The organism is Pedobacter kyonggii (genome assembly GCF_004310665.1).
GTDB classification, from domain to species: domain Bacteria; phylum Bacteroidota; class Bacteroidia; order Sphingobacteriales; family Sphingobacteriaceae; genus Pedobacter; species Pedobacter kyonggii.
This window is the reverse complement of record NZ_SIXF01000021.1, coordinates 77,483-96,396: the sequence shown is the minus strand read 5'-3', so window position 1 is coordinate 96,396 and position 18,914 is coordinate 77,483. Positions and strand designations below refer to the sequence as shown.

Annotated in this window: 16 protein-coding genes; 9 read left to right on the top strand and 7 right to left on the bottom strand. The window is 39.5% G+C overall.

Annotated elements, in window-relative coordinates; all coding sequences use genetic code 11:
• Positions 1-220 (top strand): group II intron maturase-specific domain-containing protein (locus tag EYS08_RS26100; protein ID WP_394343100.1); only part of this gene is annotated, 220 nt, incomplete at its 5' end.
• Positions 221-779: 559 nt separating this feature from the next.
• Here EYS08_RS26100 and EYS08_RS18340 read toward each other — a convergent pair.
• The 4 genes from EYS08_RS18340 to EYS08_RS18325 form a co-directional block, all read right to left on the bottom strand.
• Entirely contained in the window at positions 780-1,313 is a 534-nt protein-coding gene (locus EYS08_RS18340; RefSeq protein ID WP_131031473.1) for an RNA polymerase sigma factor, read from the bottom strand.
• 1,109 nt (positions 1,314-2,422) lie between these two features.
• On the bottom strand, positions 2,423-3,073 hold the full coding sequence (locus EYS08_RS18335; protein ID WP_131031472.1) for a peroxiredoxin-like family protein: 651 nt from the start codon (positions 3,071-3,073) through the stop codon (positions 2,423-2,425).
• A gap of 11 nt (positions 3,074-3,084) precedes the next feature.
• On the bottom strand, positions 3,085-3,816 hold the full coding sequence (locus tag EYS08_RS18330; protein ID WP_131031471.1) for an SDR family NAD(P)-dependent oxidoreductase: 732 nt from the start codon (positions 3,814-3,816) through the stop codon (positions 3,085-3,087).
• Between the two features lie 83 nt (positions 3,817-3,899).
• Positions 3,900-4,790, bottom strand: coding sequence for an AraC family transcriptional regulator (locus EYS08_RS18325; protein WP_131031470.1), 891 nt, complete (start codon positions 4,788-4,790; stop codon positions 3,900-3,902).
• A 660-nt stretch (positions 4,791-5,450) separates the two neighbouring features.
• Here EYS08_RS18325 and EYS08_RS18320 point away from each other — a divergent pair.
• The 3 genes from EYS08_RS18320 (at position 5,451) to EYS08_RS18310 (ending at position 6,959) form a co-directional block, all read left to right on the top strand.
• Positions 5,451-5,657 carry a hypothetical protein gene (locus EYS08_RS18320; RefSeq protein WP_131031469.1) on the top strand — a complete coding sequence of 69 codons (207 nt, stop codon included), beginning with the start codon at positions 5,451-5,453 and terminating at the stop codon, positions 5,655-5,657.
• A 16-nt stretch (positions 5,658-5,673) separates the two neighbouring features.
• Positions 5,674-6,642, top strand: a complete 969-nt coding sequence (locus tag EYS08_RS18315; RefSeq protein ID WP_131031468.1) for a phosphatidylinositol-specific phospholipase C — start codon at positions 5,674-5,676, stop codon at positions 6,640-6,642.
• A gap of 71 nt (positions 6,643-6,713) precedes the next feature.
• Positions 6,714-6,959 (top strand): hypothetical protein, encoded by a 246-nt coding sequence (locus tag EYS08_RS18310; RefSeq protein WP_131031467.1) that lies wholly within the window; start codon positions 6,714-6,716, stop codon positions 6,957-6,959.
• Here the strand turns inward: EYS08_RS18310 and EYS08_RS18305 are convergent.
• From EYS08_RS18305 to EYS08_RS18295, 3 genes are read right to left on the bottom strand one after another with little or no spacing between them, the layout of a single operon-like run.
• On the bottom strand, positions 6,956-7,870 hold the full coding sequence (locus EYS08_RS18305) for a helix-turn-helix domain-containing protein (RefSeq protein WP_131031466.1): 915 nt from the start codon (positions 7,868-7,870) through the stop codon (positions 6,956-6,958). The genes EYS08_RS18310 and EYS08_RS18305 overlap by 4 nt on opposite strands.
• Before the next feature lie 19 nt (positions 7,871-7,889).
• Entirely contained in the window at positions 7,890-8,627 is a 738-nt protein-coding gene (locus EYS08_RS18300; RefSeq protein WP_131031465.1) for an SDR family oxidoreductase, read from the bottom strand.
• Between the two features lie 12 nt (positions 8,628-8,639).
• Positions 8,640-9,617: an aldo/keto reductase gene (locus EYS08_RS18295; protein WP_131031464.1), complete on the bottom strand. Its 978-nt coding sequence runs from the start codon at positions 9,615-9,617 to the stop codon at positions 8,640-8,642.
• Between the two features lie 881 nt (positions 9,618-10,498).
• On the opposite strand from EYS08_RS18295, the gene EYS08_RS18290 reads away from it, so the two are divergent.
• The 5 genes from EYS08_RS18290 (at position 10,499) to EYS08_RS18270 (ending at position 18,912) form a co-directional block, all read left to right on the top strand.
• Positions 10,499-11,110 carry an RNA polymerase sigma-70 factor gene (locus tag EYS08_RS18290; RefSeq protein ID WP_131031463.1) on the top strand — a complete coding sequence of 204 codons (612 nt, stop codon included), beginning with the start codon at positions 10,499-10,501 and terminating at the stop codon, positions 11,108-11,110.
• An 80-nt stretch (positions 11,111-11,190) separates the two neighbouring features.
• On the top strand, positions 11,191-12,213 hold the full coding sequence (locus EYS08_RS18285; protein ID WP_131031462.1) for a FecR family protein: 1,023 nt from the start codon (positions 11,191-11,193) through the stop codon (positions 12,211-12,213).
• Between the two features lie 167 nt (positions 12,214-12,380).
• Positions 12,381-15,944 carry a carboxypeptidase-like regulatory domain-containing protein gene (locus EYS08_RS18280; protein WP_244215996.1) on the top strand — a complete coding sequence of 1,188 codons (3,564 nt, stop codon included), beginning with the start codon at positions 12,381-12,383 and terminating at the stop codon, positions 15,942-15,944.
• Entirely contained in the window at positions 15,944-17,677 is a 1,734-nt protein-coding gene (locus EYS08_RS18275) for a DUF4397 domain-containing protein (protein WP_131031461.1), read from the top strand. The genes EYS08_RS18280 and EYS08_RS18275 overlap by 1 nt, the downstream gene beginning before the upstream one ends.
• Positions 17,677-18,912: a hypothetical protein gene (locus EYS08_RS18270; RefSeq protein WP_244215995.1), complete on the top strand. Its 1,236-nt coding sequence runs from the start codon at positions 17,677-17,679 to the stop codon at positions 18,910-18,912. Before EYS08_RS18275 ends, EYS08_RS18270 begins: the two co-directional genes overlap by 1 nt.
• Positions 18,913-18,914: the final 2 nt, after the last annotated feature.

Sequence of the window (18,914 nt, the reverse complement as noted above, 5' to 3'; positions counted from 1 at the left end):
GGGTTTGATCAACTATTACGGAAAATTCTATAGCACTAAGTTGAAAGACTTTTTGCGTAGGGTCAACTCAAAGCTGGCCAACTGGGCAATCAGGAAATACAAAGGGTTAAGGGTTAGTTTGACCAGTGCGATGAAATGGATAAGGCGTTTACATAAACGAAAGCCAAACTTATTTGCACATTGGACATTTGGCTCGAAACCTACTATGGAGTTACGATAATAAGAGCCGTATGATGGGAGACCATCACGTACGGTTCTGTGAGAATCTCAGGTTGAAACACCTGGGTTTACTTGATAAATTTAAAAACAGGCAGATTTCGAGAGGAATCTGCCTGTTTTTCTTTCAGAATTATCGTCATCCAACCGATTGATTCTATACGTTTTAAAAAGCAACATCAGCAAACACTTTATGATGGAGAATATAGAACGCTTAAATAGAGGCTGTTTTCTCATAGTCTTTGCTTAGTCTACGGTAGAAGTTCAGCTATGCAAACTAGCGTTCGACCGCCATCTGCCTTATTGTGATACAACCCTTTTATTTAGTTAATTGTTAAAACAAATGATGATATCAAGATTATTTGTTAATTTCATTAAACAACAGTGAAACCTTAACCTTAGGTTCACTAGTCAACCTATTTATGAGCGAAATCACAATTTATTCCGGTACCAGCTTTCCGTTTGGTAAGGCTGAAACGATTAGCTTTATTGAAAAAAACTGTCCTGATAAAAATAGTACGATCATGGATGTAGGGCCCGGTCGCGGTATTTACAGTGCGCTGTTAACGTATTGCGCTTAAAGCTGCGCTGATATTGTTTTTAACAGTCTGTTCAGACAGGGAAAGCTTTTTTGCAATTTCCCTGATAGAGAGATCCTGTTCCCGGCTTAAGCGGTAGGGTAGTTGTAACCTTTCAGGCAGCTGGTTAACTTCACTCTCAAGTAAGTTTTGGAGCTCATTTATTAGCAACTTCTCGTCCGTTTTTGTTTCAGAAGGCGCATTTAAAGCTGCCGATAGCTCCTGCTCATCTGCAATAGTTATTCCTGGTCTAGAAAAATAATTGATCACCGAATATTTGGCCGACCTAAATAGATAGGGGGCAAGGCTATCTTTTTCATTAAGTGAAATGTTTAAACGGTTTTTCCAAAGGCTTAGGAAAATATCCTGAACAATATCTTTAGCGTCTTCTGAATTTTTGATCTTTGAGTAGATATGTCTGAACAATTCTTCCCAGTATTTATCTATAATTGAAGTATAAGCCAAATGATTGCTGGCTTTTATCAATTCGAATAAATTACTGTCAGAGGATAGATTCATAACTGCGGGTAAAACTAGTCGCTAAGTATGAACTCCATATTAACTTTAAGTAAGGAATGATGTAGATTTCAGCGTCATGAACTTTTAATAGGGAAGCAGATTACATTATAATAAATTTCTTTAGCGTAAATTGTTTATTCCTTTGAGTTGATTACGGAAACAAATAATTTGAGAACAAAAGCAACGATGGGAGTACAAGCATGAGTAGAAACCCAGTGGGCGATTGGGACATCCATTGCAGGGACCCTTGTCCTTTAATTGATTCTGCTATTTTTTTATTATTCTTCAATACCTTAAAACGTAACAATAATCGTTCTACTAAGGAATCTCGCATTATTTAATTTAAATTTATAAATCAATGTATTGGATGAATTTAAAACTAAAGTAGGACTCATTTAGCAAGAGCACTCTATCCACCAACATTACTACGTATTTGCAGCTGCAGAGGGAAAGCATCTGAGATTTCAGCGTAATTCAGAATTGCCACAAGAAATCCATTTCTTTTTCATCAGTTAAAAATGGATAAAAAAATCAGTAGCAAACAATTTCGCCAGAAGAATAACTAAAGTGAATTCATTTTTGGTTCTTGCATGGCTACCAAGAACTTTATTCTTGAGTGTTAGCCCAAGCCTGTTGATGGTTAAAAGTTAGTCATTATGATAGATGACTGAATAAGTGATGATGTCGGCTACATTTATGGATACTTTAATAGCCTTATCAGGGGAAAAGATGAATAAACTTAAGATTGCAATTAAAAAAAGTCAAGATGTTTACGTGATAAATTAGTTGATACTAAAATAGTTAATATCAAATCGGTCTGCTCGAAACTTTCGTAGTCCAACTCACCGAATCACGCACCTCGCATATGCGTTATTTGATGAAAAAAGCCACAAAATGCCAAAAAACAAAAGCATGCAGATCAACGATTTGCATGCTTTTAATGTTTTTTAGTGATTTCTGATACTGATTCCAGTGGAGTGGACGGGCACACAATCGAACACTTTATACCAATTTTGACTTTTTTTGACAGCCTTCAATCCGATATAGTATTTTAATGTTAGGTCAATTAAAACCTAGGAAATCTTATTTAGTTAAAGAGCAAAGTTTATTTAACCTTTTAACAATGCTAATACTTCCTGTGGCTCAACTCGCTTTTTGTAATCCCCACCTTCACTTTTTGCAAATATTATTTTGCGATTTTGATCTATAATAAAAACAGCCGGAATTGGCACCTCTCTGCTTTCTGATTGATTAAGCTCATTCAAATCGATGCCAAGTTCCCTTAGTCGTTCAGCCGATTTTCCTTCATATTTCAAAATTCCAGTAAACTTTTTAGCTACGCTGTTGCCTACATCACTTAACACCTCAAATTTCAAATCCGTTTTTTCATCATCTGTTAATTCCCTATCGGGTATTTCTGGAGAGATGGCAATAATCTTGGCGCCATACTCATTGAACTGGGAGGTCATGTTTTGATATTGCCTAAGCTGTAGATTACAAAATGGGCACCAGCCTCCTCTATAGAAAATCAAGATGACTTTTGTTTGTTCCAATGAGCTATATAGGTTTACATTTTTTCCATATAGATTAGGTAAGTTGAAATCGGGAGATTTGTCTCCAGTATTCAGTTTTAAATCGGATCCATATTTAGTGCCAAAACGATAACTGTCGATCAGCAGTGGAAATAATTTAAACGGATTATAGGTTAAAACTTTTCCGTTTTTTCTAGGTATGAGTTGAAATATATTTTTTATCATCATTATAAATTTGTTTAAACTTGAGCCAATCCACCATCTACAGATAGTTCTATGCCAGTAATAAAGCTCGACGCATCAGAGGCAAGGAATAATGCCGCGGATGCGATTTCTTGCGGTTGTCCCTTTCTACCCATCGGAACCAATGAAATAAGAAAATCTTGGGCTTCTTTGGGTCCTGAATTGAAAAAATCGGAATCAATAGGACCTGGGTTTATCACATTTACCCGGATATTTTGCTCTTTTAATTCATTTGTCCATGTTCTTGCCAAAGATCGCAGTGCCGCTTTACTGGCTCCGTACAATCCTAAACCGGCAAAGCCCTTCATTGCTGCAATAGAACCTGTCATGATAATTGACCCGCCATTGTTAAAAAGTGGCAATGCCTTTTGAACGGCAAATACTACAGCTTTAACATTTAGGTTGAAAAGTTTATCGAAATGCTCTTCGGTAATCATTCCCAAAGGACCGAAATCACCGACACCTGCATTGGCATAAAGAATATCTATTTTCCCCTGTTCGCTTTCAATAATGTCAAAGAGCCTGTCAAGGTCTTTCAGGTTAGCGGCATCACCTTGTATTCCCCTTACATTATTTCCAATTGCCTTTACAGCTTCGTCAAGTTTTTCCTGATTGCGTCCGGTAATATATACGTAAGCACCTTCGCTTACAAAAAGCTTTGCAATTGCTAAAGCCATTCCTGAAGTAGCTCCTGTAATAACCGCTACTTTATTTTCTAAACTTCCCATTTTTATCTCGTTTTATTTAACAAGACAAAGTTCAGCTTAGGTGGAATAATTTTATACGACCATATGGACTATGTTTGGTAAATTCAGGACATTGACAAACGATAGGCTTGCGGTGTCTGTCCCGTTTCTTTTTTAAATAGCTTTGTAAAATAAGACTGATCCTGGTATCCTAAGCTCCAGGCGATCTCTGATATATTCATTTCAGTAAAATAAAGGAGGCGTCTCGCTTCCAACATCGAACGGCCAAGAATCATATCGGAGGCCGTTTTAGTCGTCGTTTCTTTCAATAGCCGATTAAGATGCCTGTCGCTGATATGTAATCGTTCGCTATAAAACCCAGGGGTCTTGTTTTCTTTAAAATGGAGTTCCAAAAAGTGCTTGAACTTTTTGTAAACTTCAATATGTCTCAATGAGGTTGATTTGACTATGACTGAATCAATACTTTGCTGGATGAATAGTAAAACAGCAGAAAGCAATGATTTGATGATTGCCCAATTGGAATGGTTCTTATCCACTTCTTTAAACAGCACCTGAACAACACTTAAAAAACTGCTTCTTTCTTCATCAGGAAGATGCAGGTGCGGATTGGAAAAAACATTGTCGAGAAATGTCAGTTCTGAAATTACGCTATTGTGTTTTAATTGCTCAATAAACTCTGTTGTAAATAAAAGTGCACCTCCCTTTATTTTTTTGTCCGTGTTGCCAAAATCATTTTCATGAACTTGTCCAGGGCAGGCGATAAATATATCCCCTTTGCTCAGGGTATATGTTTTTCCATCTAAATTCTGCTGTATCTGTCCACTTTCCACCCAAGAGATTGCATAAAAATCGTGCTGATGATATTGTTGGACGCTCGTGTTGGCGTCAGAGTCGATTAATCGAAATATTTCTTTACTTGTCAGTGCTACAAAATCCTTTTTTTCAAAAGGTTTTCCATAAAGTTGGCCTAGGGGATATTTTTTTATTGTTTCCATCAATCAGGTTTTTTCTTTAACTACACTTACGTCTTGGCGACCTTCTCCCTAAGATCTTTTGGGTTTCCTTTTCATAATTTTTAAAAGAACGGACAAAGTAGGAGGGATCTTCGAAACCAAGACACTAGCCAATTTCAGAAAGGCTCCAGTTAGTGTGTTTTAATAATGCTTTTGCTTCATATATCAGCCGTTCCATTATCCATTGTGAAGTAGTTTTGCCGACGGTTTGCTTGACTGCTTTTCAAAGTAACCGTTTTTATTTTGGTTTGATTTTTCATATGACAGAAATATTATTGGCTTCAATTCTATCTATTTTGTTTCTTAAACCTAATAAACCGCTGGATTAAAAACAAATAGTTTTCATCTTTTAGAAGCAATTACTATTGATCCGCAAGCTTCACCACGACCATGGATGAGACTACTTGACTCTGCTTAGCTTACTCAGTATTGACAAGGTATCAAAAATCTGATCCGGAAATGTGGGAAGCAGGATATACCCTACAACAGTTAATAATCAATTGAGCATCATACTGAAAATGCTGAAAGAGTAGCTATCCTGACCTACCGGATAATGATTCCAGGCGCTTAACGTAAATTTAATCTACAGATAACGATCTTGACTAGTACGTTTTCCTGTTTCATTTGACTTAGACATAGATGATGGAAAACAAAACAAAAGAACTACCTGCTGTAAGTAATGTTACAGCTGTTGCTTTTTATGCACATCAACCAGAGCGTTTAATGGTTCAGGAAATGTTTACAATCTACCCAAGATGGCAGTTTCATCCGGTTTTAGCAAAAAGAGTTTCTTCGGAAATTTCTGATCCAAAGCTTTCTGCAGCTTCAAATAATAATTTCAGCAAATAGATATCATAAAAAAACCATGAAAAAATTATTTCTTTCCCTAGCCGTATCGGCCTGCTTATTTACCGCGTGTAAAAAAGAGCAAGTATCACCTGTCGAAAACCCATCCCTTAAGGCCAAAACTGCCACAACGGACTTTGCATTATTACAAGCGCCGCCAGCTTTGAGCATGTGGATGTCCGGCTTATCAAATACCACTCCGGTATCAAGGTTGTCTATTCCCGGAACCCACGATTCCGGTGCAATGTTTGAACCTGTAGTTAATACTGCAAAATGCCAAAATATCGGCATTGGAGCGCAATTAGACTTGGGCGTCCGCTATCTGGATATCCGTTGCAGACATATCGATAATGCTTTCGCTATACATCACGGTGCCATTTATCAAAATCTTAATTTTCAGAATGTAATCAATGCTTGTCTTGATTTTTTAAATGCAAATCCCTCTGAAACAATATTAATGTGTGTGAAAGAGGAGCATACGCCATCTAACAATAACCGTTCTTTCGAAGAAACCTTTAACACCTACACACAACAAAATCCAAATAAATGGGATCTCTCAGAAGGGCTGCCAAGCCTAGGTGCACTAAGGGGTAAAATTAAGTTGATAAGAAGATTTGCCGCAACTGGCGTAAAAGGGATTAACGCCACTGCATGGAGTGATAACACCACTTTCGATATCAACAGTAGTTTTGGTGGGATTAGGGTTCAGGATGTTTATAAGGTCAACGATCTGGCTAGCAAATGGACAACAGTTGAAGGACAGCTGAACGCCGCGAAAGCAGACAGCTCCAACAAACTCTATATAAACTATGCAAGCGGTTATCAGCCCGGTATCTTTACTATCCCGAATATTACCGTGGTATCCAATTATATAAATCCAAGGCTAAGCGGATATTTTACAAATAATCCTTCGGGCAGATACGGTGTTATCCCAATGGATTTTGTAGACCAGTCTAAAGCGCAATCAATAGTCAATAAAAATTTCTAATCTTAACTCACTCATCTATTTGCTAAAAAGGGTGTTCCAAAGTTGGGACTCCCTTTTTTTGTTGGTCGCTCATGAAACAGCGAAATTTACCAGAGCAATTCATAAAGATCTTTTGTTCTGGAACGATGCCGCGTCTGTCCCTGACAGGGGAGGATTATGATGGTCAGTTTTCTTTGGTGGAGTTTTTTGCCCTAGCGGGCGCTACAGCGTTGAATGGTCTGGCTTCAAAACTTCAATATGTAGGACAAAAAGCCACCCGACACAATCCGTGTTACTCAAAACTGGCTTTTACTAGTCTGCTTATTGTCGTTTTTTAATTAAAGGAGTGTCTGAACTCCAAAGGCGAAACATTTGTTTTTGTCTTGAAGAGTTTGCTGAACGACTGTGAATGTTCAAAACCCAATTCATAAGCAATTTCCGAAACAGATAGATTTGTCGTTGATAATTTTTCTTTGGCTTTTTCAATGACTGCATTCTGAATGTATTGTTGTGTGTTTAGTCCTGTCAATGAACTCAACATATCGCTCAAATAGCGCTGCGATAGCTTTAATTCCGTACTGATATATTTTACGGACGGTAAGCCGTTCTTCAGACTGCTTTCCTCTTCAAAATAGTTGTCTAAAAGTTTGTCCAAAGAAGTTATGATGTCGTGATTGATTGCTTTTCTCGTAATAAATTGCCTGTTGTAAAAACGGTTACTGTAATTCAATAACAATTCTATTTGTGACACCAAAACATCCTGGCTGAAGTGGTCAATGTTGTTGTCTAATTCATCGGCTATTGTAGCAAATAAATTGGCTATAATTTCTTTTTCTTTTGCAGACAGGAACAAGGCCTCTGAAACATAGTAAGAGAAAAAGCCATAATGGTTTATTATGCTTCCTAATGGATAATTTCGGGTAAAGTCCGGATGGAAATACAAAGCGATCCCTTGATAGCTCTCTGTGTCTTCCGGTGAAAAAACGATTTGTTTTGGCTTCAAAAATGCTAATCCACCTTCTTCAAAATCGTAATACCCTTGTCCGTATTTTATTTGTCCTGTGAATGTGGGCTTAAAGGAAATTTTGTAAAAATCAAGACTTACTTTTTGCCCTTTTGGAAACATCTCAATCGAAACATTATTGTAATCAACCAATGCAATCAACGGGTGCAATGGTGCAGGAAATCCCAAGATACGCACCAGTTGCGATATACTTTTAATGTGATTGATGTTGGATTGTTGTTGCATTTTTCGTTTACGAATTTAATCAATTTTGTTTTGACGGACGAATCACAATGTCGCCAATTTCAACATCCTCCGGTTGGCTTACTGCATAAATTACGGCATTGGCAATGGCTATGGGGTTGATGGCAATTTGTTCCATTCCCCGTTGAACAGCTGTTTTCATTTCTTCGTTTTTGATGTTGTTCGCAAAATCTGTTTTCACTAATCCGGGCGAAATGCCTGTGATGCGTATGTTCCCGTCTGACTCCTGACGAAACGCTTCTGCAATAGTGCGAATGGCATTTTTAGTTCCTGCATAAACGCCTTGCATTGGGATAATCTTAATTCCTGAAGTTGAAATGATATTGACGATATGTCCCGATTGTTGTTGTTTGAAAACGGGAATCGCAGCTGCCATCCCATACAAAACGCCTTTGAGGTTAACATCGATCATTTCTTCCCAACCTTCAATATCCAATTCATCAATGCGGCTTAATTGACTGGCACCCGCGTTGTTTACAATGACATCTAATTTTCCGTGTTGCTCAACTGCTTCATTTACCAAACGAACTAGATCGGCTTTGTTCTTCATGTCAATTTGAGCAAAGATGGCTTCACCACCTTTGCTTTTAATTTCGTCAACAATTTGTTGTAATTGTTCTGTTCGCCTTGCACCCAAAACAACCTTTGCACCGTTTTTTGCTAATTCTATCGCAATGGCTTTACCCATTCCGCTGCTTGCACCTGTGATAGCAACTATTTTTCCTTTAATATTTTGCATTGCTTTTAATTTTTACTTGTCTATTTGTTTTTCTAAAAATTCGGGATAGCGGTCGCCCACAAGTGTAATTCCATTGACCGTTGAGTCAATTTTTGCAAGTTCATCGGCTGTTAATATAATATCTGTACTGCCGATGTTTTCCGCTAAACGATGCAGTTTTGTAGTCCCGGGGATGGGTGCGATCCAGGGCTTTTTCGCTAAGAGCCAGGCTAATGCCAGTTGTCCTGTCGTCACATTTTTTTGTTGCGCAATCTCAGAAAGCGCATCCACTAAAACCAGATTGGCCTTTATATTTTCTTCGCTGAACCGGGGAATAATATTTCTGCGGTCGATAGCTTCTAATTTTTTGTTTATGATGCCTGTGAGGAAGCCTTTGCCTAAAGGACTGAAGGGAACGAAACCAATTCCTAACTCTTCTAATGTTGGTATGATTTCATCTTCCGGCTCACGCCAAAACAAAGAGTATTCGCTTTGTAATGCTGATACAGGTTGAATTGAATGTGCTCTTCGAATAGTTGTAACACTTGCTTCCGATAAACCGAAATATTTTACTTTGCCCTCTTGTATCAGGTCTTTCACTGTTCCTGCAACGTCTTCTATCGGAACATTAGGGTCAACTCTGTGCTGATAAAGCAGATCAATGTAATCTGTCTTTAATCTTTTTAAAGATGCTTCAGTAACTGCTCTGATCGTTTCGGGTCTGCTGTCTAAACCTGCTGCTGGTCTGGCATCTTTACAACCAAATTTTGTGGAGATGACTACGTCTTTTCTATAAGGCTGTAATGTCTCGCCAACAATTTCTTCATTGGTGTAAGGTCCGTAGGCTTCTGCGGTATCAAAAAATGTAATACCTCTTTCAACTGCGTTGTGCAGTAGCGTTATGGCATCTTTTTTATCAAGACCTTTGCCATCCAAAAAGTTTAAACCCATACAGCCAAAACCTAATGCGGAAACTTCCAGTCCGCTATTTCCTAATTTTCTCTTTTGCATAATTCTTTATTTAATTATTTCTAAAACTGAATAAATCTCAAGTACAAAATTCCTGATTGTCGTTGTGTAAAAAGTAGCCCAATTGGTAATTGTTGTAGTCAAATTGTATAGAGTGGTGGGTAGGCTTGGTCGTCCGCTTTGTCATGTCAGTTAGTTGGAAGTGTGACTTTGCTTAATAAGAAAAATAGGGGCAGAGTTCAGATGCTTTAACAATTAGAATGTCAAGTTTTTTGGTTCAAAGTTTTCCTGTGAGGGTTTTTATGAAAATAAAATTTCTAGAATTGTGGACAGAAGTTCCAAGGTTATATTTAGGCTCCTGACGAAAGGTAAAAGCCAGGGATGTGGACAACGGTATTGCCTATGGCGCCAAGAATTTATGCAATTTATCGTTTGTCTAAGTTGAACAATTCTGAAAAGGCACAAGCGCAGCGATATATTATTAAACTGTTAAGCTTTTACTTTGTACTTTTAAGTGTACTCTTAATCACTACTTTTGCGGCGATCAATTGAAAACGATCAATGTAGAGCGCTTTTTTGGGAGCACGCCGAAGGTTCGATTCCTTCCTCTACAACTCCATTAAAACATTACGGTCATTATTTATCAGTCAGGCTTGATCTGAATCGAAACTTCATTTTTTGTTCATGTTTCGTTTCTAGGTTTGTGCCATAGTTATTGGTTATATCCATTAGGTTTTGGTTAGGTAAAATAAGCCGCAACGAATGTTGTGGTTTATTTGTGTTTATTATTGAACGGCCGTTCACATCCAAACGTTTGACCTGAAATAATCAATATTGATCATGTTCAATAACTTAATATTGCCTTAATATAAAGCGTTGTTATAGATTTTATTTTTGCTGCACAGAGATTCTCTTCGCAAGGCATGTTCAACGAAATAAAAGATTTACCGGATGCAGTACTGTTAGAAAAGCATAAAAACGGAAGTTCAGCTGCCTTCGATCTGCTCTTTAAACGGTACTATTCTGCCTTATACCGTTATGCCTTAAAAAATATTAAAGATACTTTTGTTGCAGAAGAACTGGTGATGGATGTGATGCTCGGTCTGTGGAAGAAACAGGGTGAGATTTCAATAGAAACCGATCTGGGTCCATATCTTTACCGCTCGGTCAAAAATGCGCTGTACAACCATTACCGTAAAAAAATAATGGCCGCTGTTGAGCTTGATGAACAGCTTGAGACCGAGGTTGTGAAATCGCGGCCCGCTGATGATGCACTGGTGTACGCACAGCTCGAAGAGATTTACCGCGAAAAACTTAGCCAGTTAAGCCCTGCCCGCAGAAAAGTATTCCAGATGAGCAGGGAGGAAAATAAAACCTATGCCGAAATTGCCAGTGATATGAACCTTTCTGTAAATACGGTCGAAAATTATATGGTTGCGGCGCTTAGCTTTTTCAGGCAGCACATAAAAGAACATGCTGATTTTACCCTTTTTTTACTTCTGGCGCCTTATATCGTCTTGGTTTTACCTTCTTAAATAAAAAAAATATATTTTTTTACCATTTGATAGGTGGTACCCTTAAAAAGCTGTGTTATGACTATTGAAGAACAACATCAATGGATCATAAAACAGAAAAAAAAGCACTCATCAGGAAATATATTAACGGCGGATGTACAGCGGAAGAAACTGTTCAAATAAAATCGCTGCTATCTACAGATGATCTTTCTGCGCTTTTTGATGAGGTGATGGACGAGATGGCTTCATCAAACATTGATCAATACAATGAACCCGATGTTGCGCAGGCACTTGTGAAATTCCACGAAAGGCAATCGGCCGAAAATATTGAGGACAGTGAGACAAAAATTTTAGCCTTAGCACCAAAAAAGATAAAACTCCGTAGGTATTTATCGTATGCGGCAGCTATTTTGGTGCTTATCGGTTCAATTTCAATATTAATCCCAAGGCTGAACAAAACATCTCAACAAAATGCACTGGTTCAGCATTTCGAAAACCCAAAAGGAAAACGTTCCAGAATTCTTTTGCCCGATAGCTCTGTGGTATATCTCGGAGCAGGAAGTACTCTTTCTTTTCCTTCAAAATTCGCCACGAACCTGCGGGCGATATCTTTAAGGGGGGAAGCTTTTTTTGAAGTCACTAAAAATCCGAAAAGGCCATTTATCATCCACACCGGAAATGTAGTAACCAGGGTATTGGGTACCTCTTTTAAAGTTGATGCTTTTTTAAATCAACCGGTTAGTGTTTTAGTCAGTACCGGAAAGGTAAGGGTAGACCGTGAAGTAAACAAGGTATTGCATCCAATTGCCGTATTGTTGCCGGGCCAAAGTGTGGTGTGGAACGAGAAAACCGGGCAGCACGAATTGGGTAGCACACCTGTTAGCGATATTAGTGGATGGAAAAACGGAAAACTGGTGTTCAGGAAGACAAAGCTTGCAGATATTGCTGCCATTTTGGAAAGAACCTATAATGTTGTTATCCAAATTAAGAACCCGCTGCTGGCCGAAAGGCAGATCAGGGTGAATTTAACCACCGATATCCCGGTAAGCAAGCTCGTTAAGATCCTCAGTGTTGCGGGTAATTTTAAATATAAAATCAATCAAAATCATGTTAGCATTTTTTAGGAAAGAAAGGATGGGGATGTAACAAACAGACTAAAAATAAAAACGTCCCCCCTTTGAAGGAGGACGCGTAAATCATCAACGGACTGGCTGTTTTCGAAGACCCGTCAGCCCACGATAAAGTATTCATAATATCCGCCCGAAGGCGAAAAATCATAATGATCAAAAATATGCAAAAAGTATTACATCTGCATGTTTCTTTTCGATATGCAAGGCAATGTTATAATGCCTTGTACCATGTTAAAAAGAAACTGAGGCAGATGGCTGATAACAATCTGCCCGCAGATAAAATTTATTTCTTTATGAAATGCTCTTTTCTAGTGATCCTTGCAAATCTTACCAGCTTAGGTGTACTCTTCGCCAGTAATGTATCAGGTCAGGATCTGAATCGGAAAATCAAACTCAAACTCGAAGCTGCAACGATAGAAAATAGTTTGGCTGTTGTAGAAAAACAGGGGAATATCCAAATTAATGTAGCGGTAAGCCTGCTGAACAAAGTAAGCAAAAAGATTAACCTTAGTGCCGAAAACATTACTGTTGCTGAGGCTTTGAACAACATTTTAGCCAATACCAATCTTAAATATAATGTGGTAGAAGGTTATGTGGTAATCACCCGAAAACCTGTACCGATTTTAATTACCGGAACCGTTTTCGATGAAAAGAACAAGGAAACACTGATCGGCGTAAGTATAAAGGTTAAAGGTGGGGCTGCTTCAGCTTCGACGGATGTGAACGGAAATTTCAGGATTACCGTTCCTGAAGGAGGTGCTACCCTGGTTATTTCTTACATGGGCTACAGTAGCCGTGAAATTAAAGTAGATGCCAATACCAAAGCGTTGAACATTGCCTTAAAAGCCTCATCAACACAGTTAAGTGAGGTAATGGTTCAGGCCAGGAGAAAGGCAAATACTGAGGTGGCGGTATTGGAAGAACGCAAAAAGTCATCAATCATCCAGGATGCAATATCGTCACAACAGATTGAACGCACCGGTAGCATTACCACTACACAGGCATTGCAACGTGTATCAGGTGTTACCGTAACCGATGATAAATATGTAGCCATCCGCGGTTTGGGGGATAGGAGTGTAATCGGACAATTGAATGGCGTTCGTTTAGCCTCGTCTGATCCTGACAGGAGCACCATACCCCTTGATCTGGTTCCGGCATCACTGCTCGATAACATTACCATTTATAAAACCGTAACGCCTGATAAACCTGCTGATGCAGCTGCGGGTATTGTGGAGCTAAAAACCAAATCTGTTCCAGAAAAGGAAACGTTCGAAATTATTGCCCAATCGGGTGTAAACTCAAATGTGGGTATCGGCGGACAATACAATAGCTTCTGGAACAGCGATATGGGGTCTTTCGGTAATAAAATCAGTGGTAAAAACTTGAGCAGCGACTTTAAAAACCTGGCAAGTCAGTATCCAAATGGGCTGGGCTCTATCCAAAGCATGATTGCCAACAGCAATTATAGCCCAACAGCCTACCAGGAAGTAGCACGCATTAACAACATCATGCAGTCTTTCGATCCGGTAATGACTACGCAGTACAAAAAAGCACCGCTAAACCAGTTGTATTCGGCTACGTATGGCAACAGTTTTAATATTTTTAAAAAGCATAAACTGGGTTTAATCATGGGTGGGAATTATTATCGCCGCATTACCGACATCAGCGGAGGCGATTTAACCCAATATAGTATTTACCAGGGCGTGGTTACCGGTAACCCAGATGTGTACAGTCCACGTAATATTCCAAACTACATTACACCAAACAGTTTATTTATGGGTAAATACCAAACTTATAAAGAAAACACAGGTGTAGAAACGTTAAACTATGGAACCTTGGTGGGCGTTACTTATCAGTTTAATAAACGTAACGAAATCAGCATGCAATACCTGGGCAGCTGGGGCGGCGAAACCAAAGCCACTAATTTAGCTGGCCGCTACGAATATACGGGATTACCGGGGGAGGTTAAAACAACAACTTATTCGCTGAAACAAACCTTCCGTAACCTGAACACGTTTAACTTACAGGGCGAGCATAAGTTTTTTGATAAAGAATTATCGCCGCGCTTAAGTTATAATGTAGCCAGTTCGAGGTCGAAACAAAACGATCCTGATTTCCGTTTTGCCAGTTTAGCCGACTACAGCCCAAGGGGTGGTGGTTACTATACCGTTGGAACAGGAAGTAGCGCTCCTGCAACTGTTTATACCAAACATCTTTATGCCTTAACCTCAGGTTATGTTAATGGTTTTGGCCCTTACGGCATTATCCAAGCTGAACCTAATGGAAGAAGATGGAGAAACCTTGACGAGAAAAATTACAATTATAAAGGCGATTTAAGCATTCCATTTAAATTCCTCGGACAGAAACAAGAGTTAAAAACCGGTGTAAATTACCTGTTCAGAGACCGTGAGTTTAATGAAAACCAACTTTTCTTGCCCGGATCTAACTTTACCAGCAACGGATCTTTACCACTTTACGGTGCCGAAGGTAATCTGAACCGGTTGGTAAGCAGTGAATTTATTGGTGTTAAACTTCCTACCGGAAACCAGGGCGAAGGCATGATGCCCATCGGTGGGTTTTTATACAATAGTCAGAAATCGCCAAATAACTATACCGGCTATTTCGAAACCAATGCCTTTTATGGTATGCTCGATTTAAAGCTGACCGAAAAACTGCGTATTGCCGGTGGCGTACGTTTCGAGATGACCAACATCGGTTCATCTGTTGATACCTCTGGTGTGTTTTTAGATCCTTCGCTTACCGCAGGCGGTGTAAATGGAAGCAAAATCCCATTGAATCCAATAAATCCAAACTCGGTATATAAAACGGGTTATAAGCCATTTTACTCTGTTAACGCAACTTATACGCTAAACGATAACATGAATTTCCGCAGTGCTTATAACACCACTTTGGCCCGGCCGGAGTTAAGGGAAATTACCAATGTGTTCGAGTTCGATGCCTTTCAGATGGGTTTGGTTGTGGGTAATCCAAACCTTAAAAACCAGTTTACCCAAAACCTTGATTTTAGGTGGGAATGGTTCCCGGCAAAAGGGGAAGTTCTTGCTTTTTCTGCATTTGGTAAACGCATAGAAAACCAGTTGGTAAAGGTTTTTAGTTTGCAAACCGCAGGTTTAGCGGCAACTTATCCCGAGTTTCCAACCATCCAGTTTCAGAACGATCCGAACGTGGGTAGGGTATGGGGACTCGAGTTGGAGGTGGTAAAAAGCCTGGGTAATATGTGGGATCCGTTGAAGAATTTCTACTTCGGTTCTAACTTGTTGCTGGCACAGAGCGATATCAAAAAAACACCACAACGTTACGAAGCCATCCGCTCACTCGATCGTTATACGCCAAAAAACAGTCCGCTTTTTGAGCAGGCACCTTATTCTATCAATGCCTGGTTAAATTATGAGAACCCAAAATCGGGCTCTGATTTTACCTTAACCTTTAACGTGGTAGGCGAACGTTTGGTACAGATTAACCTGACCGGAGAACCCGATTTATATACCCTTCCGGTGCCTGTTTTAGATTTTGTATTCAGTCAGCGCCTGAGTAAAAGTGTCAGGTTTAAAGGTTATGCTAAAAATATCCTTAATCCCGATATCAAAACCGTTTATGCCAACCCACAAACAGGGGGCAAATGGTACGGCAACGAATACATTAACAGAAGTTATACCCGCGGTGCCGAAATTATGTTAGGCTTTACCTATAATCTATTTAAATAATGAATAAGATAAATTATAAATGCTTTAGTCTGCTGTTTTTCAGTGTGATGCTGTTGTTTCAATGCTGTAAAAAGGATAAAGTTGATTTTGAATCAGACAATAGGACGCTCACTCAGAACCGTGTCAACTCAACCGCCCGGATTATCAATGTAGCAGGTTTTAATCAGGTGATTGTCAATGGTGATAGCTTGACCAATTTCGTAGTGAGGGAACCTAACAAACCCAATAGCCAGCAATATCCGGGTACCTCATATTTTCCCTCAAACGGACAATTAGGGAAAACCTGGTTTATTCCACAGGATCTGTTCGATGCACAGGAAACGGCAAAACTGGATTTTATGGCGAGAAGTTATGCACCTGTAGTTGCAGGTAATGTAAAACTCGATGTAAAAAACGATTATAACAATCCAACCGATTACTTTCTGTTGCCAACTTTTGCTATGGACGGGCAACCAGAAGTTGTTCCTGTTAAAAGAGGGGTTACCGCACCATCAAAACCCGATCATTTTAAAATCAGGATTGTAAATCTATCCGGTGCCATTAAAAACCCCGCGGTTAACAGCAGTGGAAGACAGGAAGAGTTAAGCGGAGATGTATCGCTGGCTTATGCCGATGGTACTTTGGTTGATGCCAGGACCAATAATATCAGCTCCGCAAGCAGAACTTCTGATTATATAGAAATCCCTTATGGAACCTATCAGTTTAAAATACTAATGGCCGATGGCAGACAGATGCCAGCCTTAGGCAGTGGCTTGGATGCGATTACCCTGATCGATCCGCCTACATCAACCATTCCGATGGATTTGATGAACGCTACCAATCAGACTTATGCACCGATTCAAACCTACCAGCCAGGAGGTATTTATACCATTTTAATCGCTCCGCAAAAATTTGATTATTTGATTAACGAGCTTGACGAAACTTCATCAACCTATCAAAATTCATTTCAGGTGATTAATGATAACAGTCCATCGGCCAACAACACTTATTTCAGGGTACAGGGGGTAAATGGTCTTGCTGCACAAAATGTAAGTTTTAAGGTAGATGGAAAAACGATCGCGAGTAATTTAGCTTTTGGTACAGTTGGCGCATATACCAACTTTATTCAGGGCAGCCACATCGTTGAGGCTATAGATGCATCTGGAAAAACCATTGCCTGTGCCAGTCAGGTGCTGCGTTCTGCGCAAAACTATACTGCATGGTTATATCAAGATCAATCAGGTACACCTAAGGTGCTTATTGTAGCCAACGATTTAAGTGGTACAACCTATCTTGGGACAGAAGACGATGCTACTTACAGCCGCAATCAATACCACTATTTCTTCTTTAAAAGATTTTTAAATCTTTCGGTGGGCAATCCTTACATCACTTTTACACAAAGCAACGGGCAATCTTCAGCGGGAGGGAATGACAATGCAAATGCAGGTGTTAACCTTCAACCTGGCCAGCCCTTGTTCGAGCGGCCATATATCAGCAATGTCTTCAATCAAAAAGCATTCGAAATTATGGCCTACCGTTCTAAACCCAATGTAGTACCGGGCATATGGGCCAACGATATCGAAGTACTAAAAAGCGAGGCATTTATTGCAGATAAAACCCTTTATCAGAAATTAGGAAGGGGATTGCCTGTACAAGAGCCCGGAATTTACACCGTGGCACTTATTGGCCAGTCGGGCACAGGCAGTACACCAGCAAATAAAGCAAGAATGATCATTATCAAACACAACAAATAATGAAAAAAGAGAGATTAAATAACAGAATGATAAAAACCGGATTTGTACAGTTCGCATGGCTTTTTGCTGCTTGCTTTCTGCTGCTTAATTCAGGCTGCGTAAAAGTAGAGTACTCTAAGATCGACGATCCGGCATATTTAAGGGTATTCAATAACCTTAATTACGTGCAAACGCTTGGCAGCAAGGATAATAAAGTGCCTTTTTTTTGCATGCTCATCAATCCGGTGCTGGATGCTAACGGCATACCAACAAGCGCCGAAATTGTAGGCGATTTTTTAGATCAGCGCGATGCCTATGCACCCCCGTATCCATCGCATATTGGTACCAGTACCTCGGTTAACAATCCCGAATATCCGGGAAAAGAAAATGTATTGGTAGGGCCGATTTTAAACGGTTTCGATTTAAGTAGCTGGGCTCAGGTTCCATCAGGCAAAATACGGATCATGTTTGCTTACCGCCCGAAAAATACAGTACCCTTTTTTCAATTGGAAAACCAGCTAAAAAAAGATATCCTGATCGATACCGTACTTAATCTCACCAGTAAAGAAGTATATACCCTGCACATCTTACAAAAAGATTTTGTAACCAAAAGAACCGGACTCTTGCTCCGCGAAGAGATTTTTCAAAAGCTGCCTTTATCTGATTCGCTTACCTATGTGAACTTTTACAACATGAGCGCCAAAGGTTATTGGGAGGCCGATAAATCGCTTAAGGCCGAAGATTATTTAATGGCCAGTTTCCAGGGTGGAATGAAAGATGAAATGAATGTTTTCCTGTCGCTTTACGAAGATCAAAGTATTTTGAGCGCCAGAGCAGCCACTATACCGGGTTTTAAGGGGAAATATATTGCCAATGTTAAACTGAACACGGCAACAAGTGATGTAAGTCCTTACGTAAGTTTCCCGATCTGGGCAAGTAATACTACCAATGGCATCACCACAAATATGTGGCAAAGGTTCGATTTTTTTGTGCCGGGGATGGATATTTCCAATAATCCTTTTTACGAAGCCTCAATTGATAATGGAGGCAACTGGGTTTCGGTAAACTGTCTACAGAATGGCAAAGTAAGGATGACGAGCAACGATAATGCGGTCATACTGCCCAACTTGCTGGTCAATATCCATTCAGGTGTAAATAACCCTAAAACCTTCGCCACGGTAAATACCGTAGAAGTAGTTAATGGCAGGGTTTATTTAACCACCATTCAACGAAAATACGCACCGCCCATCTATTAAAA

Excerpts from the sequence above, each read along its gene's own strand:
- EYS08_RS18340 (WP_131031473.1), bottom strand. The coding sequence starts at position 1,313 with ATGAATCTATCCTCTGACAGTAATTTATTCGAATTGATAAAAGCCAGC.
- EYS08_RS18335 (WP_131031472.1), bottom strand. The coding sequence starts at position 3,073 with ATGATGATAAAAAATATATTTCAACTCATACCTAGAAAAAACGGAAAA.
- EYS08_RS18330 (WP_131031471.1), bottom strand. The coding sequence starts at position 3,816 with ATGGGAAGTTTAGAAAATAAAGTAGCGGTTATTACAGGAGCTACTTCA.
- EYS08_RS18325 (WP_131031470.1), bottom strand. The coding sequence starts at position 4,790 with ATGGAAACAATAAAAAAATATCCCCTAGGCCAACTTTATGGAAAACCT.
- EYS08_RS18320 (WP_131031469.1), top strand. The coding sequence starts at position 5,451 with ATGGAAAACAAAACAAAAGAACTACCTGCTGTAAGTAATGTTACAGCT.
- EYS08_RS18315 (WP_131031468.1), top strand. The coding sequence starts at position 5,674 with ATGAAAAAATTATTTCTTTCCCTAGCCGTATCGGCCTGCTTATTTACC.
- EYS08_RS18310 (WP_131031467.1), top strand. The coding sequence starts at position 6,714 with ATGAAACAGCGAAATTTACCAGAGCAATTCATAAAGATCTTTTGTTCT.
- EYS08_RS18305 (WP_131031466.1), bottom strand. The coding sequence starts at position 7,870 with ATGCAACAACAATCCAACATCAATCACATTAAAAGTATATCGCAACTG.
- EYS08_RS18300 (WP_131031465.1), bottom strand. The coding sequence starts at position 8,627 with ATGCAAAATATTAAAGGAAAAATAGTTGCTATCACAGGTGCAAGCAGC.
- EYS08_RS18295 (WP_131031464.1), bottom strand. The coding sequence starts at position 9,617 with ATGCAAAAGAGAAAATTAGGAAATAGCGGACTGGAAGTTTCCGCATTA.
- EYS08_RS18290 (WP_131031463.1), top strand. The coding sequence starts at position 10,499 with ATGTTCAACGAAATAAAAGATTTACCGGATGCAGTACTGTTAGAAAAG.
- EYS08_RS18285 (WP_131031462.1), top strand. The coding sequence starts at position 11,191 with ATGGATCATAAAACAGAAAAAAAAGCACTCATCAGGAAATATATTAAC.
- EYS08_RS18280 (WP_244215996.1), top strand. The coding sequence starts at position 12,381 with ATGCAAAAAGTATTACATCTGCATGTTTCTTTTCGATATGCAAGGCAA.
- EYS08_RS18275 (WP_131031461.1), top strand. The coding sequence starts at position 15,944 with ATGAATAAGATAAATTATAAATGCTTTAGTCTGCTGTTTTTCAGTGTG.
- EYS08_RS18270 (WP_244215995.1), top strand. The coding sequence starts at position 17,677 with ATGAAAAAAGAGAGATTAAATAACAGAATGATAAAAACCGGATTTGTA.